Here is a 13,510-nt window from a genome sequence, read left to right on the forward strand (position 1 = left end):
AACCCTTAGCCTTGAGCGGCGAGGAGCGTCGTCCTCGCCTCCTCCGTCTGCGTGACTTCGGACGCCGGAATGTGGAAGTCGCGGTGATAGTTGAAGGTGTGGCCGATCGCGGTGGCGATGAGGCAGACGAAGCTCAGCGCCGCCAGCCACCAGATGTACCAGATCAGGCCGAAGCCGAGCGCGACACTGAAGGCGGCCAGGATGATGCCGGTGCCGGTATTGCTTGGCATGTGGATCGGCTTGAAGCCGGCAAGCGGCCTGATGTAGCCGGCCTGCTTCATGTCATACCAGGCATCGTTGTCGCGAATGACTGGCATGAAAGCGAAATTGTAGGCAGGCGGCGGCGAAGAGGTCGACCATTCGAGCGTGCGGCCGTCCCAGGGATCGCCGGTCGTATCGGCAAGCGCCTCGCGCCTGCGGATGGAGACGAATATCTGGATCAGGAAGGCGGCGATGCCGCAGGCGATCAGCACCGCGCCGAACGCGGCGATGACGAACCATATCTGCAGCGAGGGATCGTCGAACACCCGCATGCGGCGCGTCACGCCCATCAGGCCGAGGATGTAGAGCGGCATGAAGGCGAACCAGAAGCCGACCACCCAGCACCAGAACGAGACCTTGCCCCAGAACGGATCGAGCTTGAACCCGAAGGCCTTGGGCCACCAGTAGGCAATGCCGGCGAACAGGCCGAACAGCACGCCACCGATGATGACATTGTGGAAGTGGGCGATCAGGAACAGGCTGTTGTGCAGGACGAAATCCGCCGGCGGCACGGCAAGCAGCACGCCGGTCATGCCGCCGACGGTGAAGGTGAGCATGAAGGCCACCGTCCACATCATCGGCAGTTCGAAGCGGATACGGCCCCGGTACATTGTGAACAGCCAGTTGAAGATCTTCGCTCCGGTCGGGATCGAGATGATCATCGTCGTGATGCCGAAGAAGGAATTGACGCTAGCGCCGGAGCCCATTGTGAAGAAGTGGTGCAGCCACACGAGGTACGACAGGATGGTGATGACCACCGTGGCGTAGACCATCGAGGTGTAGCCGAACAGGCGTTTGCCGGAGAAGGTCGAGGTGACCTCGGAAAAGACGCCGAACAGCGGCAGGATGAGGATGTAGACTTCCGGATGACCCCATATCCAGATGAGGTTCACATACATCATCGGGTTGCCGCCGAAGTCGTTGGTGAAGAAGTTGGTGCCGACATAGCGGTCGAGCGCCAGCAGCGAGAGCACCGCCGTCAGTACCGGGAAGGAGGCGACGATCAGCACGTTGGTGCAGAGCGACGTCCAGGTGAAGACCGGCATGCGCATCATCGTCATGCCGGGCGCGCGCATCTTGATGATCGTGCAGATCAGGTTGATGCCTGACAGCGTCGTGCCGACGCCGGCCACCTGCAGCGCCCAGATATAGTAGTCGACGCCGACATCGGGACTGTAGCCGATGCCGGAGAGCGGCGGATAGGCAAGCCAGCCGGTGCGGGCGAATTCGCCGACGAACAGCGAGGCCATGACCAGAATGGCGCCGCCGACTGTCATCCAGAACGAGAAATTGTTGAGGAACGGAAAGGAGACGTCGCGCGCGCCGATCTGCAGCGGCACGACGAAGTTCATCAGTCCGGTGACGAAGGGCATCGCCACGAAGAAGATCATGATGACGCCGTGGGCGGTGAAGATCTGGTCGTAGTGATGTGAGTTCAGGTAGCCCTCGGAGCCATTGAAGGCGATGGCCTGCTGGAGGCGCATCATGATTGCGTCCGAGAAGCCGCGCAGCAGCATGATCAGGCCCAGCACCATGTACATGATGCCGATCTTCTTGTGGTCGACGCTGGTGAACCATTCGCGCCAGAGGTAGCCCCATAGCTTGAAATAGGTGATCACGCCGAGAAGCGCGATTCCGCCGAGCGCCACCGCGACGAAGGTGGCGACGACGATGGGTTCGTGCAGCGGCAGCGAGTCCCAGGTGAGGCGGCCGAAGATGAATTTGGTCAGCGTATCGGGCATCGGCGGTCTCTCACAATTCACGCCGCAGCAGGCCGACGGTCGGCGTATCCGCCTCGGCGCTACGGCTGTCTGTCCCTGGCCGGAGCAGTCCCGCCCCGCGAAGCGGGGACAGGTTCTTCGCCGGCCAATAGGTCGGCCAGGCATCGCGGGAGGCGCGCGAGACGGCAGCGGCCTCTTCCGCCGTGCAGATGCTTGCGACATAAGAGGGATCGTTTCCGAACACCGCGCCGCGCCGGGCGAGCTTGTCGTATTGCAGCGGCAAGGTGTTGCGCACCCCCCCAAGACCGAGACCACCCTTGGCGTCGATCGACATCATCTCGTTCATGCACATCTTGCCGCGCTCGACGCACAGATTGAGGATGGCGCCATAAAGGGCGGGATCGACGGACGCGTAGTGCCGGACCGGTTCGTTCTCGCTCGGCTTTTCGAGTTCGAGGTAACTGTCGCGGTTAAGCGCCGCCGACGCGGTCCTGGTCTGTGCCACCCACTGGTCGAAGGCCTGGTCGGGCAGGCCGTGGAAGGCGAAGCGCATGCCCGAAAAGCCGGCGCCGCTGTAGTTGGCGGAGAAACCGCTATAGGTGCCCTGCCGGTTGATGACGGCGTGCAGCTTCGTCTCCATGCCCGGCATGGCATAGATCTGGCCGGCAAGGGCTGGAATGTAGAAGGAATTCATCACCGCCGACGAGGTGATGCGGAAATCGATCGGCTGGTTGACCGGCGCCGCCAGCTCGTTGACGGCGGCGATGCCGTAATCCGGATAGATGAACAGCCATTTCCAGTCGAGCGCCACGACCTCGACCCTGAGCGGCTTGTGAAGCTGGGTAACGGGCTGGCCGGCTTCGATCCGGTCGATCCGGCGGTATGGGTCGAGCAGGTGGGCGCCGAGCCAGGTCAGCGCGCCAAGGCATATGATGATCAGCAGAGGGGCTGCCCAGATCACCAGTTCCAGTTTCGTCGAATGATCCCAGTCCGGCGCATAGGTCGCCGAGGCGTTGGATTGCCGGTAGCGCCAGGCGAAAAAGACAGTCAGCGCCATGACCGGCACGATTATGATCAGCATCAGCAGGGTCGAGACCACCAGCAGGTCGCGCTGCTGGGCCGCGACATCGCCCGCCGGCGCGAGCACGACCATATCGCAGCCGCTCAACAGCCCGGCCAGGAGAAGCAGAAGCAAGGCTCCAAATCGTTTCATCAGACGCTGCCCTCGATGGACCGCCGCAACGCGTTGGGATGTTGCAGTGCGGTATCGATCAAGGGCTACTGCCGGCGGCGGCGTGGTGACATTGGACAATTTGTCCAATGCCCAGCCGGGGTGGGTCTGGCACAGTGTGCAGCGCACAATGGGATTGCCGCAGTTGGGCCCCAAATATTTCATTCCACGCGGTGACAACGGACAAGATGGCTCATACTTCGACTGGCGAAACAGACAGCGGGCTGATCGGCTCGGACCACGGCCAGGTCAGCGCGGGCGATATCGCGGTCGGCGTGATCGTCGGCAGGACGTCGGAATTCTTCGACTTTTTCGTCTATGCGATCGCGTCCGTCATCGTGTTCCCCAAGCTGGTGTTTCCAACGCATGATCCGCTCGTCGGAACGCTGTACTCCTTCGCCATCTTCGCGCTGGCCTTCATCGCCCGTCCATTCGGTTCCGTTCTGTTCATGGCCATCGACCGCGCCTACGGTCGCGGTGCGAAACTGACGATCGCGCTGTTCCTGCTCGGCACCTCGACCGTCGCCATCGCGTTCCTTCCCGCCTATGGCGATATCGGCGTGCTTGCGATCTGGCTTCTGGCGCTGGCCCGCATCGGGCAGGGCGTGGCGCTTGGCGGGACGTGGGACGGCCTGCCCTCGCTGCTGGCGCTGAACGCGCCGCGGAACCGGCGCGGCTTCTACGCCATGATCCCGCAACTGGGCGCGCCGATCGGCCTCATCGTGGCCAGCGCCCTCTTCGCCTTCTTCGTGGCCAATCTGTCGGCCGACGACTTCCTTGCCTGGGGCTGGCGCTATCCCTTCTTCGTCGCCTTCGCCATCAATGTCGTGGCCCTGTTCGCCAGGCTGCGCATTGTGGTGACGCCCGAATTCTCGAAACTGTACGAGAGCGGCGACCTGCAGCCGACGCGCATAAGGGACACGATCAGGGCCGAAGGCCGCAACGTCGTCGTCGGCGCATTCGCGCCGCTGGCGAGCTTCGCCCTGTTCCACATGGTGACGGTGTTTCCGCTCTCCTGGGTATTCCTGTTCACCAATGAGGGACCGGCACGCTTCCTGGCGATCGAGGCGGTGAGCGCGCTGTTCGGCATCGCCGCCATCGTCGCGTCTGGCCCACTTGCCGATCGTGTCGGACGCCGTGCGCTGCTCGGCGGTTCGGCGATCGCCATCGGGACGTTCAGCGGCTTTGCCCCGCAGCTTCTGGATGGCGGTACCGTTGGCGAGATCCTGTTCATGGTGCTGGGCTTCATCCTGCTGGGGTTGAGCTTCGGGCAGTCGTCAGGCGTCGTCGCATCGAGCTTTTCGCGACACCACCGCTATACCGGCTCGGCGATAACCTCGGATTTCGCGTGGATGTTCGGCGCCGGCTTCGCGCCGCTCGCAGCTCTGCTGCTGGCCGGCAATTTCGGCCTCATCGCGGCGGGCGCCTACCTGCTCTCGGGCGCGGCCTGCACCTTGCTTGCCTTGTGGATTGATAGACGGCGTTCGGCCGCGGACCGTCCGGTCGATTGACACTATAAATGGCGAGAAGGGTCAGCGAGCATCGCCGGAGCCTCTGCCCTGTCGGTCAGCGGAACATCGAACCGCCATCGACGTCGAGCGCCGCGCCCTAGACGAAGCTCGCGGCGTCGGAGCACAGGAGCAGGATCGCGGCAGCCATAGGTAAGGCTCGCCGAATACCCGGCGCCGTCACGCTCCTCCATGTCGAGTTGGAAGGGGGCCAGACCTGCCTCGTCGTCCCCAATCAAGGATCGGCGCTCGAACCGGCGCCGAGGTCGGCCTGCGGGCCGAACCTCGCATTTCTTCGACCAGGAAGGGCGGTCTGATCTGCCGCGCCCCTGGCGTTCTATTCCGCCGCCAGTGCGGCGACTTCCCGCCGAAACGGCAAGGCGTCGCCGATGTCGGGTTCGTCCAGCTCGCGAGCGAAGCGATGGCCGGCATAGGTTGCCCAGGCGATGGGTCCCGGTGCTTCGGCATCGCCGATGACCTTGACCGAACGGATGCCGGCGTCGGCCCACTCGCTTTCCCGGGCCTTGAGGTTGCGCCAAACGGCGTCGTCCTGATCGCGCGACGTGACAAGTACGACGGCATCGGCCGTCAGATCCTGTTTCGCGCCGGTGTAGACGCAAGCCGTCACGACACCGCCCGAAGCGATACTCGTGACGGTCCTGTTGAGCACGATATCGACCCCGAGTTCAGCCAGGCGGCGGTGAATGGCCCCTTGCTCCAGCGTGTTGCGGGTCCAGTCCGAGACATAGGCCGATGGCGTCACCAAGGTCACCTTCGTTCCCCGACGCGCCATCAGCTCGGCGAGAACGCCGCCCATGTAATAGTGGTCGTCATCGAACAGCACGACGTTGCCATCTGGAACCTTGCCGGCCATCAGATCGTCGGGCGTAAGGACCGGCATCGCGGCGTCGATCGGCATCGGCACGACATGGGCACGCGCGACGCCATCACGGCGCCAGGTCGATCCGGTGGCGATGGCGATGTTCTGGAAGCCGAAGGACAGGATGTCATCCGCCGCAAGCCGGCTTTCGAAATAGATGTCGACATCAGGCATCTGGCCGAGCTGATACTGCCGATAGTCGCGCACCCTGCCCCAGGCCGACAGGCCTGGAAGTTTGCTTTCGCGCGCCACACGCCCGCCGAGTTCGGTGCCGGCTTCCGCGATGGCCACTTTATAGCCGCGCAGGCCAAGCGCACGGGCGGCCTCCAGTCCGGCAGGCCCGGCGCCGACGATCAGCACGCTGTCGCTGTCGCCCTTGGCCTGCATGCGCTCCGGATGCCAGCCCTTGCGCCATTCCTCCATGAAGGTCGGGTTCTGCGTGCAGCGCGAGATCGACATGGTCATGTCGCCGGTGATGCAGATGTTGCAGCCGATACATTCGCGGATGTCCTCGATGCGGCCCTCCTCGACCTTCCTCGGCAGGAAGGGATCGGCGATCGACGGACGGGCGCAGCCGATGAAGTCGAGCGTTCCCGACCTGATCATCCTGACCATCACGTCAGGCGAAGTGAAGCGGCCGACGCCGACGACCGGCTTCGAGGTGAGCTTCTTGGTGCCCGACACCAGGCTTTCCTGCGCCGCCTCGTCCTTGAAACGCGACGGGCCCGAGCAATCCTCCCAGGCGCCGTGCGCGAGATCCCACAGGTCGGGCAGTTCGGCATGCATCTCGATCATGTCGCGGACTTCCGAATTGGCGAAGCCGAGTTCGCCGATCATCTCGTCCAGCGACAGCCTGAGCGTCAGGCCGCACGTGTCGCCGATCGCGTCGCGCCCTTCTTCGATCAGCTCGCGCATCAGCCGCGAACGGTTTTCCAACGAGCCGCCATATTCGTCGACGCGCTGGTTGGTGGCGGTTGACAGGAAATGCTGGATGATGCCGAAGCCGTGCGCGCCATAGAGGCATACCAGGTCGAAACCCGCCTGCTTCGCACGTTTGAAGGCATTGCGGTGCCAGCGGCGCAAATCGCGAATATCCTGCTTGTCCATGGCGCGCGCCTGAACCGGATCGTTGGTGAAGGTGCGGATCGGCAACGCCGATGGGCCGCGCGGCACCTCCTTGCTGTAGAGGTTGGGACCGTTGATCCCGGAATAGGCGAGCTGGATGCCAGCCAACGCGCCGTGCTCGTGCATGGCCCGGGCCATCTTGGCCAAAGCCGGAATGTCGGCGTCATCCCATAGCCGCAGTTCGATGAAGGGCGTGATCTCGGAAGTGTGATGCATTTCCGTCTGCTCGGTGAAGATGACACCCCAGCCCCCTTCGGACTTGACGCGGCGCATCTCTGCCGCGGCGGACGGATCGCGATAGCCGCCGCCATTGCAGTGCGGAACCTGATAGAAGCGGTTTTTGGCCGTCACCGGGCCTATCTTCATCGGCTCGAACAGGATGTCGTAGCGTGGGTCGCGCATGGTGTTTCCTCCGGGCCGGCTCGGCACTCCCGGTGCTGCCGAAACTACTCATAAATTGGAGCCGGCGCGGGAAAACTACGGATTTCTTCTGTGCCGATTAGGACGCGCCTAATCGCGGCACTGGGGCGGATTAGTCTGTGTTGAACCGGGGCTGAGCGAAATGCGACTTCAGAGCATCGGCGGCATGATGCTAGACAGCCAGGACCCTACGGAGAGACAGAAAATGGACACTATCAGGATCTTCGAACGGCTGATCGCTTTCCCGACGGTGAGCCGCGACTCCAACCTCGACCTGATCGGCTATGCGGCCGACTTGCTCGAGGCGAGCGGCGTTGCCTGCCAGATCGTCCACAGCGAGGACGGGCACAAGGCCAACCTCTTTGCCACCATCGGCCCGGCCGGCAGGCCCGGTGTCATGCTGTCCGGCCACACCGATGTCGTCCCCATCGACGGCCAGAACTGGACGCTGCCGCCTTTCGAAATGACCGAGCGCGACGGCAAGCTTTACGGACGCGGCGCGGCGGACATGAAGGGTTTTGTGGCCTCCGCGCTCGCCGTCTGCATCAGGGCTTCCAAGATGGCGCTTCGCACGCCGTTGCATCTGGCGCTCTCCTATGACGAGGAGGTCGGCTGCCTGGGCGTGCGCGACCTGATCGAAATGCTGAGCGCAGCACCGCAACGGCCGCTGCTGTGCATCGTCGGCGAGCCGACCAACATGCAGGTGGCGACCGGGCACAAGGGCAAGCTTGCCGCTCGCGCCGTCTGCAGGGGACGCGAAGGCCATTCGGCGCTCGCCCCACTGGCGCTCAATGCCATCCACCTCGGCTGCGATTTCGTGCGTGCCTTGCGTGACGAACAGGAACGATTGGCCCGCGACGGCGCCCGCGACGGCGACTACGACATCCCCTACACGACGGTTCATGTCGGCAAGATCGATGCCGGCGTCGCGCTCAACATCGTGCCCAACCTCTGCCAGGTCGATTTCGAGATCCGCAACATTGCCGCCGACGATGCCGCCGGCATTCTGGACAGGCTGCGCGACGCCGCGGCACGCATAGCTGAGGACGCCGTTTCGATCGCGGCCGAGGCCGCAATCGAAATCGAGATCACCAACACTTATCCGGGCCTCGACACGCCGGCCGCATCGGAGGCGGTGGCCTTCGTCAAATCGTTGACCGGCGCCAATGACACGATGAAAGTCGCGTTCGGCACGGAAGGCGGATTGTTCAGCCGCAATCTCGGCACGCCTGCCGTGGTCTGCGGACCTGGCTCGATGGCGCAGGGACACAAGCCGGATGAATTTGTCAGCGTCGAACAGCTGCGGCGTTGCGACGGGATGCTGGACAGATTGCTCGAACGGCTCACGGACGGCTGGCCATCGTGATCCGCACGGCAGCCCTCACTTTACGATGCGTTCGGTTCCAAAGACGCCCTGCTCGACGACGAAGCGACGACAGTGGTCGATGAACGCCTGTACCGTCAGCGTGCGATGCTCTGCGTTCGGCAAGGCAATTCCTATCGTGAGCGGCCTGAGGTCCCCCAGCAGAGGCACGAAGACAAGCAATTTGCCGTCCGGCGACATGGTGTTGAGCGGCCGCATATTGGCGATGCCGTAGCCGAAGCCGTTAGCGACCATCGAGCGCATCACGGCGATGTCGCCGGTGCGCTCGACGATCTTGGGCCGCAGGCCCCTGGGCTGGAAAGCCGACAGGAAATATTCCCTGCTGTAGGGCAGATCAAGCAGCACCATCGGCTCATCGACCAGCTCCTCGGGCGTGATGCCTGCCCTCGCCGCCAGGCGATGCGCGGCCGGCAACATCACATAGGCCGGCAACTGCATCAGCGGCTCGAAGGTCATGTCCTGCGACAGTTCCAGATCGTAGGTCAGCGCGGCATCTATCTCGCCACGCTGCAGCATCTCGAACAGTTGCCCCTGGTTGCGCTCGAATTGCCGGACGCGCACATCGGGATAGGCATCCTCGAATTTCTTGCGCAGCGCCGGCAGCACGATCTGCGCGAAAGTGAGCAGGCAGCCGATCGCCAGCGGTCCGCGCACCTTTTCGGCGATATCGCCGGCAATGTCGTGCAGCGCGTCCGCGTCGTTGAGCAGGCGCGCGGCTTCCTTGAGGAACAGGCGCCCGCCTGCGGTCAGCGCCAGCGCATGCGAATGCTTGCGCACGAAAAGCTGGACGCCGAACTCGGCTTCGAGCTGAGCGATCGACGCCGAGATCGACGGCGGCGAGACATTCACCTGCTCGGCCGCCTTGGCGATCGAACCCGCTTCGCCAACGGCGACGAAATATTCAAGTTGTCTGAGCGTGAAGCGGAGCGGCATGGTGGCTATGTTGCCGGTTTGCAGCCGGTGATCAAGTCGCGGCCGCTTCTCTATACTTGATCCAGGTGGTCTTCAGCGCGGTGTATTTGTCGAGCGCATGCCGCGACAGGTCGCGTCCGAAGCCGGACTGCTTGAAACCGCCAAAGGGAGTCATCGGGCTCAGCGCATCGACCGTATTCACGGAAACCGTGCCCACGCGCAGTCTTTCCGCGAGGCGATGCGCCCGCGACAGGCTGTCGGTCCACAGCGATGCGGCCAAGCCGTAGGCGCTGTCGTTGGCGATGCGAAGCGCTTCGTCTTCGGTGTCGAAGGCGATCACCGACAGGACCGGACCGAATATGTCGTCGCAGGCAAGCGGGTCGTCGGGCGAGACGTCATCGAAGATCGTGGGCTGCACAAAACTGCCGCGCCCGTCGACGGCGACCCGGTCGCCACCAGTCACCAGCCGTGCCGACTTCTTGCCGCCATCGATGAAACGCATGACGGTCGCGGCGTGGCGCGCGTCCACCATCGCACCCATCCTGGATGCTGGGTCGAGCGGATCGCCGGGCTGGGTCGCCGCTGCCCGCCGCACCAGTTTCTCGACCAGCGCATCCTTGATGCCGCGCTCCACCAGAAGCCGGGAATTGGCCGAGCATACCTGCCCCTGGTTGAAGAAGATGCCGAAGGCGGCCATGTCGGCGGCCGCATCCAGATCGCCGCAATCGGCGAACACCAGATTAGGGCTCTTGCCACCGGTCTCCAGCCAGACCTGCTTCATGTTCGACTGGCCGGAATATTGCAGGAACATCTTGCCGACAGCGGTCGATCCGGTGAAGGCAAGGCAATCCACGTCCGTATGGCGGCCAAGTGCCTGGCCGGCCGTCTCGCCGAGGCCGGGCACCACATTCAAGACGCCCGCCGGCAAGCCCGCCTCCATGGCGAGCTCGGCCAGCCTGAGTGCCGAGAAAGGCGACTGCTCGGCGGGTTTCAGCACCACCGAATTGCCCGCAGCCAGCGCGGGCGCGCATTTCCAGGTCGCCATGTCGAGCGGAAAGTTCCATGGCACGACGGCACCCACGACCCCAAGCGGCTCCCGCCGTACCAAAGCGAGGTCACCCCGGCCCGTCGGCGCCACCTCGTCATAGATCTTGTCTATCGCTTCTGCATACCACTGGAAGATCGCCGCCGATCCCGGCACGTCGATGGTCGCGGCGTCCTTGACAAGCTTGCCCATATCCAGCGATTCCAGCAGCGCCAATTCCTGCAGGTGCTCGCGCAGCAATTCCGCCAGCCGCAGCAGCACTTGCTTGCGATGCTGGGGGCTCGCTCGCGACCAGACGCCGGCTTCGAAGCTGCGGCGCGCGGCAGCGACCGCAAGGTCGATGTCCTCTTCGCCGCAGGAGGCCACCTCGGCGAGCGTTGCTCCCGTGGCCGGATTGACGCTGGCGAAGGTTCGGCCGGAGCGCGCGGGCATTGCCTTGCCGTCGATGAAGGCCCTGTCGCGAAAACGGATAGCCGAGGCTTTGCCGATCCAATCCTTATGACTGAGTTCGCTCATGCCGGCTCCAGATTGTCGAACTACTCGTCACCGGGAACGCCGTAGCTTGGCGCACCGGACGGGTTGAGGGCGCGCGTGACATAAGCATCGAGCTGGGGCTTATAGATGTCCCACAGCGTTGCCAGCTGCTCGATCGGACACTCCTCGCTCCAGTCGCAACGCAGGTCGGCGACGGGCCATGAGACATTGCGCACCAGTTTCATGCCGGCGGAGCGGACAGGTCCCGCTTCGCCGCCGGCCTCGAGCGCCGCTCGCATGGTGGCGATCAGCCGGTCACCGATGTCGCCTTCGGAGGCGAGAAAGGCATCCATCATGGCTTGCGGAACCCTATCGCTGGCAAGCAGGTTGCCGCCGCAGGCGACGTCCTCGCCGCGCGCCTCGGCCCAGATGCCGAGCGCTTTCGGCCCCGAATGGATTGCGCTGCCGCCGGCCGCGTCGACCGCCAGAACCTGCCGGTATTCGCTGAAAGCGGCCGTACGCTTCAGGATCGCGACGGCCTCAGTGGCGGAGGCGCCCCGCGCCATCAGCTCCAGCGCTCGTGGCCCGAGCGCCGGGTCCGTGACGTTCTGGCTGGCAACAGCCCCGACGCCCGCCTGCGCATAGGCGCAGCGGGCCGCCACCGCCGGAGATGACGAGGATACCGCCACTCCGAACATGCCGGTGCGCCGGCACCGTGCGACGATGGAGAAGGTCATGGCGCTCAGTCCGGGCTGATGGTTGCGCCATCATTCCGGATGATGGCTGTGTCATCATCCGGAATTACGGCCGTGCCGTCGATCTCGACCAGCCATTCCGGCCGCGCCAGGGCCGACACGACGAGGCCGGTCGAAACCGGATGCACGCCTTTGATGTATTCGCCCATCGTCCGGTAGACGGCTTCGCGATGGCGCACATCAGTCAGATAGATCACCACCTTCACCAGATGCTCCATCGTCCCGCCGCATTCCTCGATGAGCTGCTTGATGTTCTGCATGACCTTGTGGGTCTGATCGACCGGATCGTGGCTCTCGATGGTGTTGGCGGTGTCGAGATCCTGCGGACACTGGCCGCGCAGATAGATCGTGCGGCCGCCCCGCGTGATGACCGCCTGGCACAGATCGTTGTCGAGCTTCTGCTCGGGATAGGTATCCTTGGTATTGAAGGTGCGAATTCGCGTATGCGCCATGTTGGTCTCCATCAGGTCGGGCTCGCAGCTGTCGTCGGCTTTGGTCAGGCGTCCACGGCCTCGCGCTTCGCGGCGGCATGGTAGGCCAGATATTTGCGCTGCGTCGAAATGCGGTCGGCCACGTGCTTGGCGTCGTGCCATACGCCCCAGATGAAGCTGGAACCTCTTCGCGACTGCCAGGGCAGCCCCAGGAAATAGATTCCTGGCTCGATCGAGACGCCGCGGTGGTGCCTGGGCCGGCCCTTCTCGTCAAAGGCGTTGACCTTCAGCCAGCTATAGTCGGCGGCAAAGCCCGTCGCCCAGATGATCGTCGCTATCCCGGCCTTGGCCAGGTGCAGTTCGCCGATCGGATTGGTCATGCATTCCGGATCCGGTTCGATCCGGCGGGCAGCGGGCTCTTCCGGAAGGTCCAGACCGTTGCGCGCGACATAGGCGTCGGCTTCATCCAGCAGTGACATCAGGCTGGCGTCGCCGCGAGCGATGTTTTTCGCAAGATCAGGCGCGAAGCTCATCAGCCCGTCCTGGTAGGTCCTAGTCATGCCGACCAAGGTAAGCCCCTGCGCCGCCAGCCGGCGGAAATCGATCGTTTCACCGCCGCGCGCGCCGCTCACCGCGATCGTGACATGTTCCGTGCCGGGTCCTGGGGTTTCGAGGTCCCATTTGCCGAGAACGCCCAGCCACCAACAGAAGTCGCGCCCGCGATAGGCCCGCGGCGGGCGGTCATGCGGGCCGACCGAAAGATAGACGCGCCTTCCCGCGCGCTGGAGCTCGTCCGCGATCTGCACGCCCGATGATCCCGCTCCGACCACCAGCACACCGCCCTTTGGCAATTTCGCCGGATTGCGGTACGCGCTGGAATGGATTTGCAGGATGCCAGCCTCCTCAGGGACAACAGGCGGAATGACGGGGATCTGGAACGGTCCGGTGGCGGCAACGACGCTGTTGGCGTCGATCACGCCATCGGACGTCTCGACGCGGAAGCCGGGCCGACCGACATTTCTTTGCACGAGTTTGACTTCCACGCCGCTGCGGATCGGCGCATCGATCTGCTTGGCGTAAGCGACAAAATAGTCGACGACCTCGTCCTTGGAGGGAAAGCCGTCGGGGGCCGTCCGCGGAAACTCCATGCCCGGGAAGCGATCGTGCCAGGCCGGGCCGTTGGCAACCAGGGAGTCCCATCGCTGCGTGCGCCAGCGCTCGGCGATGCGGCCACGTTCGAGGACGAGATGAGGCACTCCGCACTTGCTCAGGTGCTCGCTCATGGCCACCCCCGCCTGGCCGCCGCCAACGACAAGCGTGTCTATCGTCTCAACCGACATGCCCAGTCCTCTTCTGACCATTC

Annotated in this window: 10 protein-coding genes; 2 read left to right on the plus strand and 8 right to left on the minus strand. The window is 64.1% G+C overall.

All coding sequences use genetic code 11. The features are described from left to right. Positions 1-5: 5 nt before the first annotated feature. Both cyoB and cyoA read right to left on the minus strand, forming a co-directional pair. Complete coding sequence (gene cyoB, locus FJ492_RS14070; RefSeq protein ID WP_140504645.1) at positions 6-2,003, minus strand: cytochrome o ubiquinol oxidase subunit I; 1,998 nt, start codon at positions 2,001-2,003, stop codon at positions 6-8. A gap of 10 nt (positions 2,004-2,013) precedes the next feature. Continuing rightward, on the minus strand, positions 2,014-3,195 hold the full coding sequence (cyoA, locus tag FJ492_RS14075) for a ubiquinol oxidase subunit II (RefSeq protein ID WP_140770454.1): 1,182 nt from the start codon (positions 3,193-3,195) through the stop codon (positions 2,014-2,016). 206 nt (positions 3,196-3,401) lie between these two features. Between cyoA and FJ492_RS14080 the strand changes: the two genes are divergently transcribed. Further along, a complete protein-coding gene (locus FJ492_RS14080) occupies positions 3,402-4,724 on the plus strand; it encodes an MFS transporter (RefSeq protein ID WP_140770457.1) in 1,323 nt (440 codons plus the stop codon). 334 nt (positions 4,725-5,058) lie between these two features. Here FJ492_RS14080 and FJ492_RS14085 read toward each other — a convergent pair whose 3' ends face one another. Then, the gene (locus tag FJ492_RS14085; protein ID WP_140770459.1) at positions 5,059-7,128 is read right to left on the minus strand and encodes an NAD(P)-binding protein; all 2,070 of its coding nucleotides are present in this window, start codon (positions 7,126-7,128) and stop codon (positions 5,059-5,061) included. Between the two features lie 223 nt (positions 7,129-7,351). Here FJ492_RS14085 and argE point away from each other — a divergent pair, with 223 nt between their 5' ends. Next, positions 7,352-8,512, plus strand: a complete 1,161-nt coding sequence (argE, locus tag FJ492_RS14090) for an acetylornithine deacetylase (protein WP_140770462.1) — start codon at positions 7,352-7,354, stop codon at positions 8,510-8,512. Positions 8,513-8,527: 15 nt separating this feature from the next. Here argE and FJ492_RS14095 read toward each other — a convergent pair whose 3' ends face one another. Genes FJ492_RS14095 through FJ492_RS14115 form a run of 5 tightly spaced genes read right to left on the minus strand, consistent with a single transcriptional unit; the run spans position 8,528 to position 13,487 of the window. Next, positions 8,528-9,463, minus strand: coding sequence for a LysR family transcriptional regulator (locus FJ492_RS14095; protein WP_027144830.1), 936 nt, complete (start codon positions 9,461-9,463; stop codon positions 8,528-8,530). A gap of 31 nt (positions 9,464-9,494) precedes the next feature. Continuing rightward, positions 9,495-11,003: an aldehyde dehydrogenase gene (locus tag FJ492_RS14100; protein WP_140770465.1), complete on the minus strand. Its 1,509-nt coding sequence runs from the start codon at positions 11,001-11,003 to the stop codon at positions 9,495-9,497. A 20-nt stretch (positions 11,004-11,023) separates the two neighbouring features. Further along, the gene (locus tag FJ492_RS14105; RefSeq protein ID WP_140770468.1) at positions 11,024-11,698 is read right to left on the minus strand and encodes a DUF1028 domain-containing protein; all 675 of its coding nucleotides are present in this window, start codon (positions 11,696-11,698) and stop codon (positions 11,024-11,026) included. Between the two features lie 5 nt (positions 11,699-11,703). Next, on the minus strand, positions 11,704-12,168 hold the full coding sequence (locus FJ492_RS14110; RefSeq protein ID WP_140713446.1) for a RidA family protein: 465 nt from the start codon (positions 12,166-12,168) through the stop codon (positions 11,704-11,706). Positions 12,169-12,212: 44 nt separating this feature from the next. Then, complete coding sequence (locus FJ492_RS14115; protein WP_140770550.1) at positions 12,213-13,487, minus strand: NAD(P)/FAD-dependent oxidoreductase; 1,275 nt, start codon at positions 13,485-13,487, stop codon at positions 12,213-12,215. Positions 13,488-13,510: the final 23 nt, after the last annotated feature.

Source organism: Mesorhizobium sp. B2-5-4 (genome assembly GCF_006441095.1).
Lineage (GTDB): Bacteria > Pseudomonadota > Alphaproteobacteria > Rhizobiales > Rhizobiaceae > Mesorhizobium > Mesorhizobium salmacidum.

Excerpts from the sequence above, each read along its gene's own strand:
- cyoB (WP_140504645.1), bottom strand. The coding sequence starts at position 2,003 with ATGCCCGATACGCTGACCAAATTCATCTTCGGCCGCCTCACCTGGGAC.
- cyoA (WP_140770454.1), bottom strand. The coding sequence starts at position 3,195 with ATGAAACGATTTGGAGCCTTGCTTCTGCTTCTCCTGGCCGGGCTGTTG.
- FJ492_RS14080 (WP_140770457.1), top strand. The coding sequence starts at position 3,402 with ATGGCTCATACTTCGACTGGCGAAACAGACAGCGGGCTGATCGGCTCG.
- FJ492_RS14085 (WP_140770459.1), bottom strand. The coding sequence starts at position 7,128 with ATGCGCGACCCACGCTACGACATCCTGTTCGAGCCGATGAAGATAGGC.
- argE (WP_140770462.1), top strand. The coding sequence starts at position 7,352 with ATGGACACTATCAGGATCTTCGAACGGCTGATCGCTTTCCCGACGGTG.
- FJ492_RS14095 (WP_027144830.1), bottom strand. The coding sequence starts at position 9,463 with ATGCCGCTCCGCTTCACGCTCAGACAACTTGAATATTTCGTCGCCGTT.
- FJ492_RS14100 (WP_140770465.1), bottom strand. The coding sequence starts at position 11,003 with ATGAGCGAACTCAGTCATAAGGATTGGATCGGCAAAGCCTCGGCTATC.
- FJ492_RS14105 (WP_140770468.1), bottom strand. The coding sequence starts at position 11,698 with ATGACCTTCTCCATCGTCGCACGGTGCCGGCGCACCGGCATGTTCGGA.
- FJ492_RS14110 (WP_140713446.1), bottom strand. The coding sequence starts at position 12,168 with ATGGCGCATACGCGAATTCGCACCTTCAATACCAAGGATACCTATCCC.
- FJ492_RS14115 (WP_140770550.1), bottom strand. The coding sequence starts at position 13,487 with ATGTCGGTTGAGACGATAGACACGCTTGTCGTTGGCGGCGGCCAGGCG.